Annotated in this window: 21 protein-coding genes and 1 pseudogene; 13 read left to right on the top strand and 9 right to left on the bottom strand. The window is 69.7% G+C overall.

The features are described from left to right. Nucleotides 1-3: 3 nt before the first annotated feature. Both OG505_RS27920 and OG505_RS27915 read left to right on the top strand, forming a co-directional pair. The gene (locus tag OG505_RS27920) at nt 4-1,425 is read left to right on the top strand and encodes a hypothetical protein (RefSeq protein WP_405429014.1); all 1,422 of its coding nucleotides are present in this window, start codon (nt 4-6) and stop codon (nt 1,423-1,425) included. A 28-nt stretch (nt 1,426-1,453) separates the two neighbouring features. After that, nucleotides 1,454-2,008 carry an NUDIX hydrolase gene (locus tag OG505_RS27915; RefSeq protein WP_405429013.1) on the top strand — a complete coding sequence of 185 codons (555 nt, stop codon included), beginning with the start codon at nt 1,454-1,456 and terminating at the stop codon, nt 2,006-2,008. An 88-nt stretch (nt 2,009-2,096) separates the two neighbouring features. Here OG505_RS27915 and OG505_RS27910 read toward each other — a convergent pair whose 3' ends face one another. The 6 genes from OG505_RS27910 to OG505_RS27885 form a co-directional block, all read right to left on the bottom strand. Continuing rightward, nucleotides 2,097-3,071 (bottom strand): FAD-dependent oxidoreductase, encoded by a 975-nt coding sequence (locus tag OG505_RS27910; protein WP_405429011.1) that lies wholly within the window; start codon nt 3,069-3,071, stop codon nt 2,097-2,099. 67 nt (nt 3,072-3,138) lie between these two features. Continuing rightward, nucleotides 3,139-3,546 carry an arsenate reductase ArsC gene (locus tag OG505_RS27905; RefSeq protein WP_405429009.1) on the bottom strand — a complete coding sequence of 136 codons (408 nt, stop codon included), beginning with the start codon at nt 3,544-3,546 and terminating at the stop codon, nt 3,139-3,141. Continuing rightward, nucleotides 3,546-4,337, bottom strand: coding sequence for an aquaporin (locus OG505_RS27900; protein WP_405429007.1), 792 nt, complete (start codon nt 4,335-4,337; stop codon nt 3,546-3,548). The genes OG505_RS27905 and OG505_RS27900 overlap by 1 nt, the downstream gene beginning before the upstream one ends. Nucleotides 4,338-4,395: 58 nt before the next feature. Further along, a complete protein-coding gene (locus OG505_RS27895) occupies nt 4,396-5,058 on the bottom strand; it encodes an arsenate reductase ArsC (protein ID WP_405429005.1) in 663 nt (220 codons plus the stop codon). Continuing rightward, nucleotides 5,051-5,752, bottom strand: coding sequence for a helix-turn-helix domain-containing protein (locus OG505_RS27890; protein ID WP_405429003.1), 702 nt, complete (start codon nt 5,750-5,752; stop codon nt 5,051-5,053). The genes OG505_RS27895 and OG505_RS27890 overlap by 8 nt, the downstream gene beginning before the upstream one ends. Nucleotides 5,753-5,897: 145 nt before the next feature. Then, nucleotides 5,898-6,227 (bottom strand): ArsR/SmtB family transcription factor, encoded by a 330-nt coding sequence (locus tag OG505_RS27885; RefSeq protein WP_405429001.1) that lies wholly within the window; start codon nt 6,225-6,227, stop codon nt 5,898-5,900. A gap of 62 nt (nt 6,228-6,289) precedes the next feature. Here OG505_RS27885 and OG505_RS27880 point away from each other — a divergent pair, with 62 nt between their 5' ends. Further along, nucleotides 6,290-7,387, top strand: a complete 1,098-nt coding sequence (locus tag OG505_RS27880) for a flavin-containing monooxygenase (protein WP_405428999.1) — start codon at nt 6,290-6,292, stop codon at nt 7,385-7,387. Here the strand turns inward: OG505_RS27880 and OG505_RS27875 are convergent. Next, complete coding sequence (locus OG505_RS27875) at nt 7,359-7,736, bottom strand: ArsR/SmtB family transcription factor (protein WP_405428997.1); 378 nt, start codon at nt 7,734-7,736, stop codon at nt 7,359-7,361. The two genes, OG505_RS27880 and OG505_RS27875, sit on opposite strands and share 29 nt — an antisense overlap. An 86-nt stretch (nt 7,737-7,822) precedes the next feature. Between OG505_RS27875 and OG505_RS27870 the strand changes: the two genes are divergently transcribed. From OG505_RS27870 to OG505_RS27825, 10 genes and pseudogenes are all read left to right on the top strand, one after another. Continuing rightward, the gene (locus OG505_RS27870; protein ID WP_405428995.1) at nt 7,823-7,972 is read left to right on the top strand and encodes a hypothetical protein; all 150 of its coding nucleotides are present in this window, start codon (nt 7,823-7,825) and stop codon (nt 7,970-7,972) included. A gap of 58 nt (nt 7,973-8,030) precedes the next feature. Further along, the gene (locus OG505_RS27865; protein ID WP_405428993.1) at nt 8,031-8,357 is read left to right on the top strand and encodes an ArsR/SmtB family transcription factor; all 327 of its coding nucleotides are present in this window, start codon (nt 8,031-8,033) and stop codon (nt 8,355-8,357) included. Further along, a complete protein-coding gene (locus tag OG505_RS27860; RefSeq protein ID WP_405428991.1) occupies nt 8,357-8,851 on the top strand; it encodes a GNAT family N-acetyltransferase in 495 nt (164 codons plus the stop codon). Before OG505_RS27865 ends, OG505_RS27860 begins: the two co-directional genes overlap by 1 nt. A gap of 76 nt (nt 8,852-8,927) precedes the next feature. Continuing rightward, nucleotides 8,928-10,346, top strand: a complete 1,419-nt coding sequence (locus OG505_RS27855; protein ID WP_405428989.1) for an NAD(P)-binding domain-containing protein — start codon at nt 8,928-8,930, stop codon at nt 10,344-10,346. Then, nucleotides 10,346-11,596, top strand: coding sequence for an MFS transporter (locus tag OG505_RS27850; RefSeq protein WP_405428988.1), 1,251 nt, complete (start codon nt 10,346-10,348; stop codon nt 11,594-11,596). Before OG505_RS27855 ends, OG505_RS27850 begins: the two co-directional genes overlap by 1 nt. Nucleotides 11,597-11,732: 136 nt before the next feature. After that, entirely contained in the window at nt 11,733-12,065 is a 333-nt protein-coding gene (locus tag OG505_RS27845; RefSeq protein WP_405428986.1) for a hypothetical protein, read from the top strand. Continuing rightward, nucleotides 12,062-12,502, top strand: coding sequence for a MerR family transcriptional regulator (locus OG505_RS27840; RefSeq protein WP_405428984.1), 441 nt, complete (start codon nt 12,062-12,064; stop codon nt 12,500-12,502). The genes OG505_RS27845 and OG505_RS27840 overlap by 4 nt, the downstream gene beginning before the upstream one ends. Further along, nucleotides 12,486-12,785 carry a hypothetical protein gene (locus OG505_RS27835; RefSeq protein WP_405428982.1) on the top strand — a complete coding sequence of 100 codons (300 nt, stop codon included), beginning with the start codon at nt 12,486-12,488 and terminating at the stop codon, nt 12,783-12,785. The genes OG505_RS27840 and OG505_RS27835 overlap by 17 nt, the downstream gene beginning before the upstream one ends. 34 nt (nt 12,786-12,819) lie before the next feature. Then, a complete protein-coding gene (locus OG505_RS27830) occupies nt 12,820-13,164 on the top strand; it encodes a YnfA family protein (protein ID WP_405428980.1) in 345 nt (114 codons plus the stop codon). Nucleotides 13,165-13,193: 29 nt separating this feature from the next. Continuing rightward, nucleotides 13,194-14,793: pseudogene (locus tag OG505_RS27825) on the top strand (tyrosine-type recombinase/integrase). A gap of 679 nt (nt 14,794-15,472) precedes the next feature. On the opposite strand, the gene OG505_RS27820 reads toward OG505_RS27825, so the two are convergent. Both OG505_RS27820 and OG505_RS27815 read right to left on the bottom strand, forming a co-directional pair. Next, nucleotides 15,473-17,983 (bottom strand): S8 family peptidase, encoded by a 2,511-nt coding sequence (locus OG505_RS27820; RefSeq protein ID WP_405428978.1) that lies wholly within the window; start codon nt 17,981-17,983, stop codon nt 15,473-15,475. A gap of 13 nt (nt 17,984-17,996) precedes the next feature. Beyond that, nucleotides 17,997-18,965 carry an AAA family ATPase gene (locus OG505_RS27815; RefSeq protein WP_405428976.1) on the bottom strand — a complete coding sequence of 323 codons (969 nt, stop codon included), beginning with the start codon at nt 18,963-18,965 and terminating at the stop codon, nt 17,997-17,999. Nucleotides 18,966-19,007: the final 42 nt, after the last annotated feature.

The raw sequence follows: 19,007 nt of genomic DNA, 5'->3' as shown, positions 1-19,007 counted from the left end.
CAGGTGGCGGCCACCGAGGAGTTCTCGGGACTCGACGCGATCTACGAGGCGTACGGGCTGGAGTCCGCGAGCGATCGTTCGGCGGTCGCGGAGGCGTACGCCGTCTTCCGTGAACACCACGGACCCTATGTCACCTCCATCGCCGCAGAGATGCTCGATGACCTGCGGGCTTCGGTAGACGCCGACCCGAACACGCGGGTCGTCTTCGTTGGACGGGACGGCTTCAGCCTCGGCGTGGCCGTCCGTGCGCTGGACCGCGAGTTCTTCGACGCGCACTGCCACAACGTGGTGCTCTCCCGGGCACTCGCCGAGGCCGCGGTTCAGGACAAGGAGAAGAACAGCGGGGCCGAGTACCCACAGCTCCAGCCGTACCGGGAGATCTCCAAGTCGGTCGACGACCGGGATGTCGACGGCGCCTACCAGCGACTCACCCGATACCTGCGGGGCAACGGAATTCCGGTGGGCAAGGAAGGCAGCCGCGTCACCTTCGTCGACAGTTGTCTCAAGGGGACGATCCAGGAACTGTGCGCCGCGGTCTATCCCAAGACCGAGTTCACCGGTCGATACATGTTCTACTACGGCATCGACGGTGATCCGCATCCCGGGAGCAAGAAGGGCTACGCGCTGCACCGCGAGGGCAGCCTCGGCGGGGGCCTGCAAACGCTCCCGGACGATCCCGCCCTCACCTTCGGCAGCATTCCGGCGATCCGCGTCATCGAGAACGCGCTGCAGGGCCCACTGAGCAGTCCGAAGCGAATCACTGAGGATGCGCCCGACCAGACCCGTCTGGTTGACACCCCGGACCGCACGTGGGGCTGCAATCCCGTGCTGATCGCCGAGCCCTACCGCATTCCCGCCGTACGCGAAGCCAGCAAGGTCGCGGCGTTGCTCGCCGTCCACGACAGTGCGGTGGACGTCAGCAACGGTGCTCCGCTCGACACGGCGGCGGTACGCGAGCAGTTCACCACGCAGGTGCGTTCCTGGATCAACCGCAGTGACGATGTGGAACCGGGACTGAACCGGATACTGGACAGCTTCGTCCACCGCGACGACCACCGCCTCGTCCGCCGCCTGGACGATCTCATGCATGAGGCACGTCTTCCCGAGGACACCCGGACCCAGTTCTGGACGAAGTTCGACGAGGTCACGTCGATGGACGACAAGAAGAACTTCATCGAGCAGTTCCGGAACGTGACACAGCGGGGTCCTGACGTCGTCGCGCCGCGCGGGGAGATCGACGCCCCACACCGCCGCGCCGAGACCGGCCAGCCGTGGCTGCGGGGCATCGCACCGACGGCGGGCGGCACGGTGTCTCAGGCGCCTGCCCAGCGGGGGCGGCCGCCCGGCAGCAGCGCTGGGCAGCGGACCTCCGGCGGTACGCCGCACACCGGGCACCCCCGGCGACCCGACGGTCCGAGTCGCTGACCCGCCCCGGCAGGAAGGATCCCCGCACATGCCTACCGATTCCGGCCTCGCCGCCGCGTACCCCCTGTTGTTCGCCCCGCAGCGGTGGGAATGGGGCGGCCTCGACGCCCAGTTCGCCATCGGCGCACCGGCGGACGCGCTGGTCACCAACGTGCACGTCGTGGGGTTCAGCGGCGACCAGGTCATCCTGTGCCGCGACGACCGCGACGTCTGGTTCCTCCCCGGAGGCACGCGCGAGCCCGGTGAGAGCGTCGAGGAGTGCGTCGGGCGGGAGCTGCTGGAGGAGGCGGGCGCGGTTCTCACCAGCCCGCTGGCGGTGGTGGGCGCGCATCACTGCGTCACCGACCGCCCGCTGCCGTACCGGCCGCACCAGCCGCATCCGGAGAAGGCCTGGCTGTGGTGCGCCGCGGACGCCGCGATCGTCCAGGCACCGACGATGCCGGAGGACGCCGAACAGATCGTCGAGGTCCGCGCGGTACCGATCGCCGAGGCCGCCGTGCTGCTGCTCACCGACCAGCCCTGGCTTCCCGACCTGCTCATGCTTGCCCTGGAGACTCGCAGGCACCGCGAGCGCGACCGGTGATGTCGCCTCCCGATAGCACCGTGGACGCCGTCAGTGCTGTCGTCGGCCGGGGAGCGGCCGGTGGTACGCCGGACGGCGTAGTGGCCGGTTACACCGACCCGTGGGCGGGCAGGTCGAGGAGTTCACGGGCGCCTTGACGCAGGAGGGCCGCGGCCACGGAGGTCCCGAGGGTGACGGGATCCGCCGCCCACTCGTGCGCGTCGAGCACGGTCTTGCCGTCGAGGCTGAGTACCCTCGCCCGCAGACCGAGGCGCCCGTCGGGTTCAGTGCGCGCGAGCGCCGCGATCGGTGAGTGGCAGTTGCCCTGGAGGATGTGCAACAAGGTCCGCTCCGCCACGGTTTCCCGCGCGGTTCGCGGGTCGCCGAGGCTCGCCACGAGGTCAAGGGTGCTGGTGTCGTCGTCGCGGCACTGCAGGACCAGGGTTCCGGAGCCGATGGCCGGAACCATCGTGTCGACGTCGATCGGGTGGGTGATCCGGTCGGCCCGCCCGATCCGTTCCAGCCCGGAGACCGCGAGCAGCAGCGCGTCGTACGTGTCGCCGGGGATGATGGTGACGCTGCGGGCGAAGCGGGTGAGGAAGGTGGCTTCCTCCATCGCGGAGTCGCCTCCGCCGATGACGGCGATGTCCTGGTCGCGGAAGAAGAATCCGTCGCAGGTGGCGCAGGAGGAGACGCCGTGGCCGAGCAGCTCGGTCTCGCCGGGCACGCCGAGGGGCCGCCACGCGGACCCGGTGGCGAGGATGACCGCCCAGGCCTGGTAGCTCTGCTGGCCGACCCACACGGTCTTGACGTCGCCGGTGAGGTCGACGCGGGTGACGTCGTCGGTGAGGAACTGGGCGCCGAAGCGATCGGCCTGCTTGCGCAGGTTGTCCATCAGCTCCGGGCCGGTGATGCCGTCGGGGAAGCCGGGAAAGTTCTCCACCTCGGTGGTGGTCATCAGGGAGCCACCAGACTGGGCGCCTTCGATGACCAGGGGTGCGAGGTTGGCGCGGGCGGCGTAGATGGCGGCGGTGTAGCCGGCGGGCCCGGAGCCGATGATGATCAGCGGGTGCGGGTCGGACACGAGGGGCTCCTGCTCAAAGGGGTGGACCGCCCGCCGGTGGCTGGGCCGGCGAGCGGCGAGGCTGGCGTCAGGCGCTCTGGCGCAGCTCGGTGAGGAGCTTCTCCACCCGGGCGCGGATGTCGTCGCGGATCGGACGCACGGACTCGACGCCCTTGCCGGCGGGGTCCTCGAGCTTCCAGTCCTCGTAGCGCTTGCCGGGGAAGACCGGGCAGGCGTCCCCACAGCCCATCGTCACGATGACGTCGGACGACTCCGCCGTCGCGTACTCCAGCAGTTTCGGGGTTTGGTCGGTGATGTCGATGCCGACTTCCCGCATGGCCTGCACGGCGGCGGGGTTGACGGTGTCGGCGGGGGCGGAGCCGGCGGAGCGGACCTCGACGGTGTCACCGGCGAGGTGGCGCAGCCAACCGGCGGCCATCTGGGACCGGCCGGCGTTGTGCACGCAGACGAACAGGACGCTGGGCTTGTCGGACATCAGGAGCCTTTCTGGCAGTGCGGTTCGGTGCGCGGGGCTGCGGGCCATGAGCGCTGGTCGGCGGCGGGGTTGCGATCGTCGGTGGGCATGACCACCTGGTCGGCGGCCTGCCCGGCGTCGGGGTAGAGCGCGGCCAGCAGGCCGATGCCGACGGCGAGGCCGACGATCTGGGCGATGACGAAGCCGGGCACCGAGGCCGGGGCGATGCCGGCGAACGTGTCGGTGAATGCCCGTCCGATCGTCACGGCCGGGTTGGCGAACGACGTGGACGAGGTGAACCAGTACGCGGCTCCGATGTAGGCGCCCACGGCGGCCGGGGCCACGGGGGCGCGGCCGGAGCGTGCCAGGGCGAAGACGAGCAGGATCAGGCCGGTGGTGGCGACGACCTCGCCGAGCCACAGGTTGCCGGCGGCGCGGTCCTTGCCCGACCAGGTCACGGCGGCCAGGTCGAACATCAGGTTCGCCAGCACCGAGCCGGCGATTGCCCCGGCGACCTGGGCGGCGACGTAGCCGCCGAGGTCGCGGACGGTGAGGCCGGTGCCGGCGCGGCGGCCGAGGAACCAGTCGGCCGCGGAGACCACCGGGTTGAAGTGCGCGCCGGAGACCGGGCCGAAGATCAGGATCAGCGCGCCGAGGGCGAACGCGGTGGCGATCGAGTTCTGCAGCAACTGCAGGCCGACGTCGTCCGGGGAGAGGGTGGTGGCCATGATGCCGGAGCCCACCACGGCGGTGACCAGCAGCGCGGTGCCGGTGAACTCAGCCAGCAGGCGTCGCCACAGTGCGATCGTCATCAGTTTGTTCTCTCCAGTGTGGTTGAGGTCGCGGGCCGCGGGTCGGTCGGCGGGTGCTCTAGCGGGCGGCGGGGACGTTCAGGTCGTCGAGGAGCTGGCGGACGCGGCGTTCGATCTCGTCGCGGATCGGCCGCACGTCGGTGAGGTCAAGGCCGGCGGGGTCGTCGAGGTCCCAGTTCTCGTAGCGGGTGCTGGGGAAGACCGGGCAGGCGTCGCCGCAGCCCATGGTGACCACCACGTCCGCGGCGCGCACGACCTCGTCGGTCCAGGGCTTGGGGAACTCCTCGGAGATGTCGATGTCACGCTCGGCCATCGCCGCGATCGCCGCTGAGTTGACCTCGATGCCGGGTTCGCTTCCGCCGGACCACGCCATGGCGTGCTCGCCGGCGAGAGAGGTGAAGAAGCCCAGCGCCATCTGCGACCGGCCGGCGTTGTGGGTGCAGAGGAACAGCACGACGGGCCGCCCGTCGCGGTGATGGCCTTCGACGCGGGCGAGGGCACGCAGGCGCTGCCGGGCGAAACGCTCGGCGAGCAGCGGCAGGAAGTTGGGGATGCTGCCGGCGGTGGCGAACTGGTCGTAGCTGGAGTGCAGGAACGCCTCGATGGTCTCGGCGCCGTAGATGCCGGTGAATTCGGCGGCGAGCCGGGTGGCGGCGGTCCGTAGGGCGACCTGCTGGTCGACAGAGATGTCCGGCATCGGGTGGGGGCTGGTGTCAGTCACGGTGCTCTCCCGAGCTCATGGCGGGGGTGATGACGGGGGCGACGCGCTCGATGCGGGCGGCGAGGTCGGCGAACGCCGTCTCGAACGCGTCGTCGGTGTCGAGGCGGACGGGGTCGGGCACCGACCAGTGCAGCCGGGGCCGGACCGGGCCGGCGAGTTCCTCGTGGGCGTTGTCGCAGACCGCGATGACCAGATCGTCGTCGCGCACGATGTCGGCGACGTGGGAGGTGCCGACCGGGTTGAGCGTCAGCCCGTGCCGCTGGGCCACCGCGACCGCGCGGGGGTGAACCCGTTCGGCGGGCTTCGTCCCCGCCGACGCCGACGGGGTGTGCGCGCGATCGGACCACAGGGCGGCGGCGAGCTGCGAGCGGGCGGAGTTGCGGGTGCAGACGAACACCACCCGGCCGACGCCGGCCAGCGGCGCCGGTGTCAGCGCGGCCAGGGCCTCGGGGCGCAGTCGCAAATAGGTGCGGCGGCGGTCACCCTCGGACCGATCTCGGGCGACCAGGCCCGCCTCGGTGAGGACCTTGACGTGGTGAGCGATGAGGTTCGTCGGCATGTCCAGGTCGTGGGCGATCTCGCCGGGGGACGCGTCGCCGAGGGTGAGCGCGTCCACGATCGCCAGGCGCGCCGGGTCGCCGAGCGCGGCGTGGATCCGGGCGCGCCCCGACAGGGAGGCAAGCTCAATAGTCATTGACTCAATGCTCATTGAGCTTTCTGTCATTGTCAAGCGAAGGTGGGGCGACTGTCGTCGGAAGGCGGACGCGCGGGTCCCGCGGCGTGTGGCAGGGCCTGTGCAGGAGTGGAGACTTGCCGCTGCTGAGCGCCGGACGGTGCGGTCAGCAGCAGGTTGTCAGGTACGACTGCAATTCGGCGAGCGCGGCGAGCGCGCCGTCGCGGTCGGCCCGGTAATACACGGTCTTGCCCTCGCGGCGGGAGGTCACCACCCGTCCGCGGCGCAGCAGGGTCAGCTGCTGCGAGGCGGTGGCCTGGCTGATGCTGACGTGTTCGGCGACCTGCCCGACCGACAGCTCGGCGCCTTGCGCGAACAGCATCATGATCCGCTGTCGGGTGGGGCTGCCCAGGGCTTTGAGGAACTCCTGGGTGTCGGGTCCCAGCCCGGCCACCGCTGCGGTACGCGCGTCGGTGGGGGGCGTCGGCTGGTCCATGGTTCCACCTTCCCGCACCATCATCATATTGTCATTCAACGAAATGACAATATGATGGGCTGGTGACGAAGACTTCCGAACCTGTGATCATCGTCGGCGGCGGCCAGTCCGGCCTCGCCGCCGCCCGCGCCACTCTGACCGCGGGCCTGCGCCCGGTCGTCTTGGAGGCGGACGCCGAGGCGGTCGGCTCGTGGCCGGGCTACTACGACAGCCTCACCCTGTTCTCCCCGGCCCGCTACAGCGCGCTACCCGGGTTGGCCTTCGACGACGCCGATCCCGAGCGGTATCCGACCGGCGACGAGGTGGTCGGCTACCTGCGCCGCTACGCCGCCGGTGTCGATGCCGACATCCGCACCGGCGTCCGGGTCACCGCCGTGCATCGCCGGCCCGGCGGCGGCTATCTGGTACGCACTGACACCGGAGGGGAGCTCACCGCCGCCGGCGTGGTCGCCGCGAGCGGGTCCTTTGGCAACCCGCACCTGCCGGCGCTGCCGGCCCAGGACACCTACGGCGGCGAGGTGCGCCACGTCGCGCACTATCGACGGCCGGAGCCGTACGCGGGCAAGCGGGTCGTGGTGGTCGGCGCCGGGAATTCCGCCGTGCAGGTCGCCCACGAACTGGCGGCGCACGCGCGGGTCACCCTGGCCACCCGCGCCCCGATCCAGTTCGCGCCCCAGCGCGTCGGCGGCCGGGACCTGCACCACTGGCTGCGCGTCACCGGCGCGGATCGGCTCCCCCGGTCGGTTCTGCTGCGCGTGATCCGCCATGCCGCCGTCCTCGACACCGGCGTCTACCGCGACGCCCTCGCCGCCGGCCTGCTCACCCGGCGGGACATGTTCAGCGCCTTCACTCCCGACGGTGTCGTCTGGGCCGACGGCACGTCAGAGCCGGTTGAGGCGGTCATCTTCGCCACCGGCTACCGCCCACACCTGGACTACCTCGCCCCACTGGGCGCCCTCGCGCCGGACGGGACTCCGCACCAGGCGGGCGGGGTCTCCACCACCCACCGGGCCCTGGTCTATCTGGGGCTGGAGTTCCAGCGATCGTTCGCCTCGAACACCCTGCGCGGTGTCGGCCGTGACGCCGCGCACGTCGTCGCCGCGCTGGCCGCGACCGCGGGTCGGTTCCGGCTCAGGCGACGGGCGTCGGCTGCACGCTGAGCAGCGCGGCGAGCTGGCGCAGGATGGCCGGGTGGGCGCGGTAGTAGACCCAGGTGCCACGCCGCTCGGCGTCGACCAGGCCCGCTTCGCGCAGCGTCTTGAGGTGGTGCGAGATCGTCGGCCCGCTCAGGTCGAACGCCGGGGTCAGGTCGCAGACGCACGCCTCCCCGCTGTCGGCGGAGGCGATCATCGACAGCAGCTGCAGTCGCACCGGGTCGCCGAGTGCCTTGAACGCCGGCGCCAGCACCGCCGCGGTCTCGGCCGGCAGCCGCCGCTGCGTCAGTGGCGGACAACAGGGCGTCTCGGCAGTCAGGTCGATCAGGGCGAGCGGAGCAGCTTGCTTCGACATTCCTCTAGATTGACACTTCCCTAATCAGTGTGCAACTCTCTGATTCGACGAACGTCAAGACAGACGTTCGGAGGAAGGAGAACGCCATGCTCCGCTTCGCCCGTCGATCCGCGCCGCCGGCCGCCGGTGTCCGGTTTTGCGACTCGTGCGCGCGGGTCACCACCAGCGAGCAGCGCGCCCAGCGCCGCTACGACGCCACCCGCATCGTCGCCTACACCGCGTACGGCCCACGGTGACGGAACCCGCCGGGTAGGCTTCATCGTTAATCGGCGATTCACGATAGAGGGAGTGGCGGTGGATGACCTGATCGACCGGGCGACCGCGGAGACCTACGCCTCCTGGTTCCGGGCACTGGCGGATGCGACGCGGGTGCAGATCGTGGAGTACCTGGCCCGCCAGGCGCGCCCGATGAGCGTGGGCGAGATCGTCGCCGCCGCCGGCCTGGCGCAGTCCACCGTCTCGCAGCACCTGAAGATCCTCACCGAGGTGCGGTTCGTCCTCGTCGAGCCGGTCGGCACCGCCCGGCACTACCGGATCAACGACGCCTGCGTCGGCTGCTTCCCGTCGGCCGCCGACGTGGTCATGGGCCGCCCCGCCCCGACGCCGATCGGAGCCTGCTGATGGCCGAGATCACCGTCCGCCCGATGAGCGTCGACGACGCCGACCGGGTCCTCGCGATCTACCAGGCCGGTCTCGATGGGGGCGACGCCAGCTTCGAGACCACTGCACCGACCTGGGCCGCGTTCGACGCCGCCCGACTGCCGCAGCACCGCTTCGTGGCCGTCGACGGCCACGGCGCCGTCCTCGGGTGGGTCGCGGTCTCACCAACATCGACCCGCCCGGTCTACGCCGGGGTGGTCGAGCACTCCATCTACGTCGACCCCGCCGCGCGCGGACAGGGCGTGGCCCGACTGCTGCTGGACACGCTGATCACCTCCACCGAGGCGGCCGGCATCTGGACCATCCAGTCCGGCGTGTTCGGCGAGAACACCGCCAGCCTCACCCTTCACCAACGGGCCGGGTTCCGCGTGATCGGCGTCCGCGAACGGGTCGGATGCCACCACGGCCGGTGGCGCGACGTGATCCTGCTGGAACGCCGCAGCCGCAGCATCTGAACCCTTCCCCGCTCTGCCACTACCGCACCACCACACCCTCTTGATTCGACAATTCTCAACACAGAGGAGTCACCTGATGAGCGCCCTGAACGAGTTGCCCGTCGTGGTCATCGGCGCCGGCCCGGTCGGCCTTGCCGCCGCCGCGCACCTACACGCGCGTGACCTACCGTTCCTCGTCCTGGAGGCCGGCGACACCCCCGCCGCCGCCGTACGGCAGTGGGGACACGTGCGCGTCTTCTCCCCCTGGCGCTACAACATCGATCCCGCCGCCCGTCGGCTCCTCGACGACGCCGGCTGGGTCGCCCCGGACCTGGAGGCCCTGCCCACCGGCGCCGAGTTGGCCGACGACTACCTCCAGCCCCTCGCTCAGCTGCCGCAGCTCAAGCCGCACCTGCGCTACGGTGCCCGCGTCGAGGCGATCAGCCGCCTCGGCCTGGACCGGCTGCGCACCGCCGGCCGCGAGTCCACGCCGTTCCTGATCCGCCTCGCCGACGGCCAGGAGGTGCTCGCCCGCGCGGTCATCGACGCCTCCGGCACCTGGGGCACCCCGAACGTCCTCGGCGCCTCCGGCCTGCCCGCCCACGGTGAGACCACCGTCGCTGCGTTCCTGGAGCATGCGCTGCCCGACGTTCTCGGCGCGGCCCGGGACCGGTTCGCCGGCCGGCACACCCTCGTCGTCGGGGCCGGCCACTCCGCCGCCAACACGCTGCTGTCCCTGGCCGAGTTGGCCGAGTCCACGCCGGGCACCGAGGTGACCTGGGCGATCCGCACCAGCTCACCGGCGCGCACCTACGGCGGCGGGGACGCCGACGCTCTCCCGGCACGCGGTGCGCTCGGCTCCCGGCTGCGCGCGCACGTCGACGCCGGCCGGATCCGGCTGCTCACCGGTTTCTCCGTGCACGCCCTCACCCCCACCGACGGCCGGGTGAGTGTGGTGGTGCGCCACGCCGACGGCAGCGAAGAGCAGACCACCGTGGACCGGATCATCGCGGCCACCGGCTTCCGCCCCGACCACTCGATCGCCGCCGAGCTGCGCCTCGACCTGGACCCGGTGATGGGCGCCACCCGCGCCCTGGCCCCGCTGATCGACCCCAACGAGCACTCCTGCGGCACCGTGCCCCCGCACGGCGTGGACGAGCTCACCCACCCCGAGGTCGGCTACTACGCCGTCGGGATGAAGTCCTACGGGCGGGCGCCGACGTTCCTGATGGCCACCGGGTACGAGCAGGTCCGCTCCGTCGTCGCCGCCCTCGCCGGCGACTGGGCAGCCGCCCGCGACGTGCAACTCGACCTCCCCGAGACCGGGGTGTGCAACAGCAACCCGGACGAGTCCGCCACCGCCGACAGCTGCTGCGGGCCGGCACCGGCCGCCCAGAGCTCCGGACGGGGCCTGGCCACCGGCATCTCCGGCGGGCTGCTCGCCGCACCCTTGAGCCTGCTCACCCTCGACGCCGCACCCGCCGACGCGCAGACCGGCGGCTGCTGCGCCAGCTGATGCCCACCACCATCACGGTGCCCGCCGACCCTGTTGTTGGCGGGCACCACGGGTGGCGCATCGTCGCCGCCCTCGCCGTCACCTCCACCATCGGCTACGGCACCCTCTACTACGCCTACGCCGTCCTGCTCACCCCGATGGCCGCCACCCTCCGCACCTCCACCACCGCCGTCACCGGCGCGCTCACCGCGAGTGTCCTTGCCGGCGCCCTCGCGGCGATCCCCGTCGGCCGGTGGCTCGACCACCACGGCGGACGCGCCCTGATGACCACCGGCTCGATCACCGCCACCGCCCTGCTGATCGCCTGGTCCCAGGTCCACACCATCGAACAGCTCTACGCCGTCATGATCGGCATCGGCGCAACCGGCGCGATGGTCCTCTACGAACCCGCCTTCGCCGTCATCGTCGCCTGGTTCACCCCTGAGCGGCGCGCCACCGCCCTGCTGGTCGTCACGATCGTGGCCGGGTTCGCCAGCACCATCTTCATGCCCCTGACCGGGCTCCTGGCCGCCCACCTCGGCTGGCGCGGCGCGCTACTCGTCCTCGCCGCCATCCACGGCGCGGTCACCGTGCCCCTGCACGCCCTCACCATCCGCCGGCCCCGACTGACAACGACGGCAACCGCCGGCACCGAGCGGTCCGGGCACGCCCAACGACGCGCCGCCGCCCAGACCGCGATGCGCGACACCCGGTTCTGGATCCTCGCCGCGACCCTGATCGCGCACGGCGCGGCCACCAGCACCATGACCGTGCACCTCATCGGCTACCTCACCAGCCGCGGCCACCCCGCCACCGTCGCCGCCACCCTGACCGGGCTGCTCGGCGTCCTGTCCGTCACCGGACGACTCGTCCTCACCGCCGCCCGCCGACACCTGCGCGTCACCACCATCGTCACCGCGGTCTTCGCCACCCAGGCCGCCGCGGTGCTCGCCATGCCCCTGCTCGCCGGCACCCGCACCGGCGCGATCATCACCATCATCGGCTTCGGACTCGGCTTCGGCATCACCAGCCTCGCCACCCCCGCCCTGCTCACCGACCGGTACGGCACCACCGCCTACGCCACCATCGCCGGCCGACTCGCCGCACCCGTCACCATCGCCAAAGCCGCAGCACCCCTCGCCGCCGCCGGCCTCCTGCACACCACCGCCGGATACACACCCCTGCTCGCCGCCGTCACCGCCTGCTGCGCCCTGGCCGCCACCGGCATGCTCACCCGCGCCACCACCACGGCGCCAACCCCCAGTGTCTGAGCTGGTCGGCAGAACGAGGCACGACCACGGGCAGGCGAATCGGTGGCGCTCAAGGACTGGCTACGGCGCCACGACGGACTTCGTCGAGCAATTGGGCTTGCATCCGGTACCCAGGTACAGGCTTACCGTCATGGGTATGAGCAGCGATGACCAGACGTGGGTGCCCGAGGCGTGCACCCTGCCGAGCGTGCAACGGCCGCTGCGGCTGGCCGAATTCGACGACCTGTTCACCACCGCCCTGCGAGAGCAGCAGCGGCTGTCCCCCACCCACCTGCGGTGGCGCCTCGACCCGAGTGCCGAGGCCACCGCCCGGGACCTCACCGACCGGGAAAGCTCTTGCTGCTCGTTCTTCACCTTCACCATCATTGGCGACACCGACACGCTACGCCTCGACGTACAGGTGCCAGCCGCGCACGTCGACGTCCTCGACGCCCTCGCCCAAGGGGCCGCCGCCAGGATGACGGCGTGAACGGGCTGCGCAGCAGCCAGGTCGCCGCCGCAGCCGGGGTAAACCCGCAGACGCTGCGCTACTACGAGCGCCGCGGCCTGCTCGCCGAACCAGACCGCACCCTGGGCGGGCACCGCCTCTACCCCGCCGAAGCGGTCACCGTGCTGAGAGTGATCAAGGCGGCACAGGGGCTCGGGTTCACCCTCGACGAGGTCGCCGACCTGCTCGACGCCGGCCGACACCACCACGGCCCCGACGCCGGTCTGCGGGTCCGCGCCCACACCAAGCTCGCCGAGGTCGAGGCGAAAATCGCCGACCTGCAGGTCATCGCCGACACCCTGCGGGCCGCGGTGGACGCCGGCTGCGACGACCTCGTCGAATGCGCCGGACAGCCGTGCTGCCCCATCCCGTTCGCCACCATCGCCGTCAGAGGAGTCCCCGATGCCGAAGACCGTTAACCAGAATGCTGCCCGAACCCGCCGCGGGCTGCCCTTCGGCCTGACCGGCCTGACCGGCCTGGCCGGGCTGGCCTGCGCGGCGTGCTGCGCCATCCCGCTGCTGCTCGCCGCCGGGATCCTGTCCGGCGCCGGCTGGGCCGACGCCGGCGCGTGGATGCCCGGCATCGCGATCACCCTCGCCGCCGTAGCCGCGGGCGCCTGGTGGTGGGCGATGCGCCGCTCCCACCGTGGCGGCTGCGTGGGCGCGAGCGGCTGCGGCTGCTCGACCGGGTCGCCGGCATGATCGCGGGCCACCGCCAGGCCGCTACGGTGCACCGATGACCGTCGTCCGCTCCATCCTGCTGTTCATCGTCGCCGCCCTGTTCGAGATCGGCGGGGCGTGGCTGGTCTGGCAGGGCTGGCGGGAGCACCGCGGGCTGTGGTGGATCGCCGCGGGCGTCATCGCCCTCGGCGCGTACGGATTCGTCGCCACCTTCCAACCCGACGCGAACTTCGGGCGGATCCTCGCCGCCTACGGTGGCGTGTTCGTCGCAGGATCTCTCGCTTGGGGCGTGATCGTCGACAAGTTCCGGCCCGACCGGTGGGACGTCATCGGCGCCGGCATCTGCCTGGTCGGCGTCGCTCTGATCATGTACGCGCCGCGATCCGCGGACGGCTCCTGATCATCAGCTCGTCGCAATCCAACGCCGCGATGGTCGCGGGCGTCAGCGCGGCACCACCTTGCAGGACTCGTATGGTCAGTGAATTCCCAGCCCTGCCAACCGAGGCTCTGCCACTAACCGGTACGGCACCAACGCCTACGCCATCCGGCGCGCCCTGCGCAAAATCGAAGGTGACCATCACCCCAGGTGCATGGCACACCAGAACCGACAAAGGTCAAGGCGGGCGCTCAGAGCGTCCAATCTACAAACGGTGTGGCTGCCGGCACAATGACACAAAGAAGCGGCTCGAAAACAACTGCACGCGCCTGTCGGAACGCGGTCACGGCACTTGGTACTTCGCCTGCTCCGCGACCGACGCGTTTGGCAGGCCGGCACGTGCCCGCCGAGGCGGCTTCCGGTCCAAAGCAGCCGCCACCCAGGCGCGGAACGAGTGGCTGACCCAGACCGGCGAGGAACGCACCGCGCAGGGATGGACCCTCGAACGGTGGCTGCGGTACTGGCTGTCCACCCGCACGAAGATCAAGGACACCACCAGGGCCCAGTACGCACGGGACGTCGAACAGTTCCTCGTCCCGCACATGGGCAGGATCACCCTGGCTGACCTCAACATTCGCCGAATCCGCGGCGGCTTCGACGACATCGCACAGACCACCAACGGACGTGGCCAGCCACAGTCGCCCTCATGCCTGCAGCATCTGCGGACCACTCTTCGCGCGGCGCTCAACCTCGCCGTCCGGGAGGGTCTCCTCGATGCCAACCCGATCCGGCACCTCGAAGTCCCGTCCTACCGCAAGCCACACGCCCAGGTGTGGACACCGGCACGCGTCGCGGAATGGCGAGCAACCGGTCAACGGCGAGCGGTCGCCGTCTGGACCGCGCCTCATCTCGCCGCGTTCCTCGACGCGGTCACCACCGACCGGCTCTTCGCCCTGTGGTGGCTCATCGCCCTGCGCGGCCTACGTCGCGGCGAGGCATGCGGCCTGCGTTGGTCCGACATCGACCTCGACCACGGCGTGCTGTTCATCTTCCGCAGCCGCACCGTCGTCGGCTACCAGGTCATCGAAGGAGAACCCAAAACGACTGCCAGCACGCGCGCCGTCGCTCTCGACAAACACACCGTGGCCGTGCTCCGCGAGCACCAACGCCGCCAGCGTCAGCAACAGGTCGCCCGCGAGGCGGCAGGCAGAGCCTGTTACGACAGCGGCTACGTGTTCATCCGCCCCGACGCACCCCGGATACGCCACACGGCACTTCAGTCGACTCGTCAAGCGAGCCGACATCCCGCCGATCCGTCTCCACGACCTCCGGCACGGTGCCGCGTCTCTCGCCCACGAAGCCGGTGCCGACCTCAAAACCGGGCAAGATCAGCTCGGCCACGCAAGTATCGTCACCACCGCTGACACCTACACCAGCGTCCTGCCATATGCCCAGCGTAGGAGCGCCGAAGCCACTGCGCGACTGGTTCTTGCCGCCGCCCGCCGCACCCGCGAAAAGATCAGGAAGACGGGCCAGCGCAGCCGCCCCGCACCCCGCCCAAAAAACAAGCGCACTACCCGCCAAGCACCAGTGACCTCACCACGAAAGAGCAGGTCAACGCACATGCGACCCAAGCATGATTACGGAAAGTGACGGCGCCCACATGACACCCACGCGACACCCACTGTCCAACCGCGACGATCAACAAAAGACGTCTGACCGCGTTTCCGCAGGTCAGACGTCTGATGATCTCGTGCGCCCGAAGGGACTCGAACCCCTAACCTTCTGATCCGTAGCCAGAAGGGGATGGTGACCCTGACCTGCACTTATGTCAGTTTGCCCGGATTCACTATGTTGCATTGTCGACGGAACGTGACGCTAGACCGCAGTTCCGTCCCCCAAGGTGCCCCCCGGGGGGGCACGGTTCCTGCGGTCCAGGTCCGGCGCCCGCACCTTGATCTGCTGGCGGGGTATCAGCCGCTCGGCGTGTTTGACTCGCCAGGTCCTCGATCACCACCGAGGGGTCGACGCCGCGGCGGTCGGCTTCCTTGGCCACCCACATGCCGTCGACGGGATGCCCGTTGCCCGACCACCACTCGCTCTGCCGTCAGACGGACACCTGCCGCACGCCTGCGCTGCGGTCTCGTCACCTGCCCGCCGAGGTCTTCATCATGCGGTGGAGCATCCCGCCCGGTACGGATCCGACCGAGCCGAGCCAGTCGCCTGGGCGGATCCTCACCAAAGGCTACCTCTGGTCGCTCTTCGTTACCGTCGACCAGCGTCAGCGGCGGACGTCCCCCCTGAAGGTACGAGACACCCCGCCCGCCGAGGATCAGCTAAGCCCCTCGATTTCGGCTACGACTGGCACGGTGAGTTGTACGGCGATCGGTGAGTACAGGTCGACGTCCTGCGTGGCTGTGCGAAGCGAGACGATGAGGCTGTAGCGCAGGGGTAGGTTTGCTCGGTCGGTCCGTTTGTTGTTCTTCCACCAGCCCCCAACCGGGTGTACGGCGATGAGGCTGCAGTCGGCGAGAGCCGCGCCATCTCCTTCCCAGATGTCTTGGTGGAGTGAGCCAAGGTTGCGCTGGTTACCCCCGACAAGCCAGCGTTCCGATCCGCTGGGTGGGCGGGCGCCTGCTTCCTCGTCCTGCGCTTCGCGATTGATGCGCGCGACGAAGGCGTCGACGGGCTCGAGGGGTGCATTCAACTCGAACCTTAAGCCGTGTGAGGCATAGGCGTAGCGCCGGCGCCAGCCTCGTCGGGATGCAGTCGGTTCAATGAAGTAGGACAAGGTGACGCGGAGTTGGACGGTTGCCTCGGCGAGTTCGCGAAGCGTCTCAGCCGGCCACGGCAGCCGGTGCAGCCGAAAGCGTCGGGCAGCGTGGTCTCGGCCGTCGAACGGAACGAATTCGTCCTGGGTCACGAGGGTGACAGCGTTGGTGTTGGAGGCGAGGACCGAATTTTCGGTTGGTACGCCCCAACCGTAGCGGCGCAGCATCGTCTGCCGGACAGCCTTCGTTGTTGCACCCTGCACATCGGTTTTCATGGCCGGCGTCCACTCGGCCGCATGGACCAGCAGGCCTCGAATAGTCTCCGGCCAGTAGGACGGATATGCCGCCATGGCCTTCGCCGCGAGTCGGGCCGCTTGCGCCGTAGCGGCACTCGTGGCGTTCGCCGAGGCGAGGGCAAGGTCGTCCCGGGCCGAGGTTGTGCGGACACACACAACCGGATGTCCGTCGTGAAAGTCGACGCCGTCACTGAGGACGTTGCCACCTTCCATACAGATGTCCGGTTTGATCGGCCAAGCTCGGCTAGCGAAGGACACCGACGTGCGGCTATGCGGGGAGAGTTCACCTTCGCCGGCGAGCGCCGTCCAGTTGTCGAAGGTTGGGTCCGTCGGAGGCGCGGTCAGCTGGGTGTATGCGCCCACGGTGAGCGCGTTCCAAGCATGCGCCGGGTCCTCAATCTCCGAGATGTCGCATAGTTCTCGGTGGTCAAGCCCCCGCGGCCGGTCACGCACGTTGCCAGCCGAGATCAGGAACAAGCGGGCGGCGCTGAAATCGGGCTGACCGAGGAGCGCAATCCCCGTGTCAGACTGACCGATGTCGGTGCCGATGCTCAGCGCATCGATCGCCGCCGACCACAGCGAAGGCTCGCCAGCTCGCGCCTCAGGTGGTGCAGTAATCGGCATGCAGAAGGTACGTTGCCGGCCCGGTGCTGACGCCTCCGCAGCCGCTGCCGCCTGCGCCGTGATCAATCCATAAGCCGCTGGATTGTTCGTGGCCGGCTCGTCGGGCAATATCTTGACCGACTCAAGCCGATGCGTCAGCGTAACCAGCCCGTTCCCCCACAGCAGATGGTCGAGAGGACCGTAGAGAGCGAGCCCAGCCATCAAGGTGCCATGACCTCGCCGGTCCTCGCCGCTGTCGCCGACCACCGAATGCACGTCGCTGGGGTCGATCGACTCTGACAGCAGTACGTGGGAACGGCGCGCACCGCTGTCGAGATGACACACGACGGGCACCCCGGCCGGGGCGAACTTGGTCCGTTCCACCAGGTCTGTTGTCAGCTCGTCCTGGTCATCCCGGGAGTAGTCCTCGACCGTGTCGACGAATTCAGGGCGCCGGATTTCGGCGACGGGGACAGCGGTGAACGGCAAAGCGTGCAGGTCGTCCCAGCGGGCCTGTAGCCAGACCACCGTGCGGTCAACAAGGTCCATGCGCCGCTGAGACATCCGGAAACGGTTCGCAGCTGCGTACGCGCGGAGGAGTTCCACTCCGGTGTCAGTCCGGGTCAGCCAGATCTCCCACCAGGCCAGCCCTGTCGGCGGGTCATCGGCGGACTGCCAGAGGTCGAGGAGCACAGCCCGCCGGATCGAGGCGATGTTCGCGACAAGCGCACGCTTCTGCGGCTCCCCGGTGCGTGTGTTCCGCTCAAGAAAATCCTCGAAGATCTTCAGGAAGGTCCCGCGGTACGCATCACTGACCCAGACCACGGCGCTTTCGGGCCGATCTCCGGTGGCCGGGTTGACAGCCAACAACAGCCACTGCGGACGCTTCACGCGATGGGACGACATTCGCTCGAGCGAGTCCAGCTTCAATGGGAAAGCCGGATCCGCTGCATCGAGCACCAGGATGATGCCGAGCGCCTTGAGCTCCTCCAGCGTGAGGTCTTCGGCTACCGCGGCGCGTTCAACGTCTGCTTGATGCAGGGAGCGTTCGAGATCTCCGCGTAGCTTGGTCCCATGGGCTCGGCGTTCGACATCCCGGATTCGCGGGTTGCCCCGGCCACTGCGGTTGAAGCTACGGTCCTCGGCGCGACCAGTGACGGTCAGATGCGCCAACGACCGGGCCGGGCTACTCACTGCCCGCCGCTCGGCGTTCCCGCAATGCCTCGGTTAGGTCAGCGACCGTGACCTGCTCTTCGCCGCGCAGGATGGCCTGCTTGGCGGCAGTTTCGGCGGCCTTGACCAACTCGGCATGACTCAGCCCGGATGCCTGGGCTTGGATCGCCGCCCATCGAATGCCCCGCCCCATCGACCCAAGCCGGGTCTTCATGACCTCCGATGCCTGCGCGCCGTCCGGCAGCTCGTATCTGATCGCAACGTCGAAGCGACGGAACAGCGCATGGTCAAGGATCGACCGATGGTTCGTGGCAGCCACGACAATGCTTTCGGCGTTGGCCTGCTCAAGGAAGATCAAAAACGAGTTCAGAATTCGGCGGGCTTCTCCGACGTCATTGCCGCTTCGATGGCCGCCAAGGGCGTCAAACTCATCGAACAGGTAGACCGCCCGCTGGGACGCCGCAGCGTCGAATACTGCGCGCAGCTTGCTCGCTGTCTCGCCAAGGTACTTGCTGAGCAGGCTATCCAGGCGGATCGTCAGCAGTGGCAGAGCTAGCTCGTGAGCGATCACCGCTGCAGTCATCGTCTTGCCCGTGCCCGGGGGGCCCTCCAGTAGGAGTCGATGGGCCGGTGCGAACCCGTGCTCCGAAAGAGCCTGCCGTTGACGTTGCTCATGAAGCACGCGAGCGATAGCGTCCTTCAACTGCGGCGGACCGACCAGGTCGCGGAGAGACACGTTCGGGAATGCCGCTGTAACCAGATCGGCCAGGTCCCCGCGCGGGCGGGCGATAGCTGTGACCTTGCTTGCGACCGGCTGGCTCCGAGCACCTTCGATTACCCGCTTGAGCTCGTTAGCCAGCGTTCCGTGGCCCTGGCGGGCCGCCTTTGCCGCGACCTGGAGGGCGACAGCGTAGAAGGCGGCATCATCACCGGCGGCGTGATTGCGCACGAGCGCCTTGATGTGCTCGCCTGACGCCGTCACAGACCCGCCCCCTTCCACCAACCTCAACTTACCCAAGTGGCT

This window comes from Micromonospora sp. NBC_00617 (genome assembly GCF_045161355.1).
Taxonomy (GTDB): domain Bacteria; phylum Actinomycetota; class Actinomycetes; order Mycobacteriales; family Micromonosporaceae; genus Micromonospora.
This window is presented reverse-complemented; position numbering and strand designations above follow the sequence as displayed.

What these genes read in the sequence shown, in the direction of transcription:
- OG505_RS27915 (WP_405429013.1), top strand. Translation starts at nt 1,454, where the DNA reads ATGCCTACCGATTCCGGCCTCGCCGCCGCGTACCCCCTGTTGTTCGCC.
- OG505_RS27905 (WP_405429009.1), bottom strand. Translation starts at nt 3,546, where the DNA reads ATGTCCGACAAGCCCAGCGTCCTGTTCGTCTGCGTGCACAACGCCGGC.
- OG505_RS27900 (WP_405429007.1), bottom strand. Translation starts at nt 4,337, where the DNA reads ATGACGATCGCACTGTGGCGACGCCTGCTGGCTGAGTTCACCGGCACC.
- OG505_RS27890 (WP_405429003.1), bottom strand. Translation starts at nt 5,752, where the DNA reads ATGACTATTGAGCTTGCCTCCCTGTCGGGGCGCGCCCGGATCCACGCC.
- OG505_RS27885 (WP_405429001.1), bottom strand. Translation starts at nt 6,227, where the DNA reads ATGGACCAGCCGACGCCCCCCACCGACGCGCGTACCGCAGCGGTGGCC.
- OG505_RS27875 (WP_405428997.1), bottom strand. Translation starts at nt 7,736, where the DNA reads ATGTCGAAGCAAGCTGCTCCGCTCGCCCTGATCGACCTGACTGCCGAG.
- OG505_RS27870 (WP_405428995.1), top strand. Translation starts at nt 7,823, where the DNA reads ATGCTCCGCTTCGCCCGTCGATCCGCGCCGCCGGCCGCCGGTGTCCGG.
- OG505_RS27860 (WP_405428991.1), top strand. Translation starts at nt 8,357, where the DNA reads ATGGCCGAGATCACCGTCCGCCCGATGAGCGTCGACGACGCCGACCGG.
- OG505_RS27855 (WP_405428989.1), top strand. Translation starts at nt 8,928, where the DNA reads ATGAGCGCCCTGAACGAGTTGCCCGTCGTGGTCATCGGCGCCGGCCCG.
- OG505_RS27850 (WP_405428988.1), top strand. Translation starts at nt 10,346, where the DNA reads ATGCCCACCACCATCACGGTGCCCGCCGACCCTGTTGTTGGCGGGCAC.
- OG505_RS27845 (WP_405428986.1), top strand. Translation starts at nt 11,733, where the DNA reads ATGAGCAGCGATGACCAGACGTGGGTGCCCGAGGCGTGCACCCTGCCG.
- OG505_RS27835 (WP_405428982.1), top strand. Translation starts at nt 12,486, where the DNA reads ATGCCGAAGACCGTTAACCAGAATGCTGCCCGAACCCGCCGCGGGCTG.
- OG505_RS27830 (WP_405428980.1), top strand. Translation starts at nt 12,820, where the DNA reads ATGACCGTCGTCCGCTCCATCCTGCTGTTCATCGTCGCCGCCCTGTTC.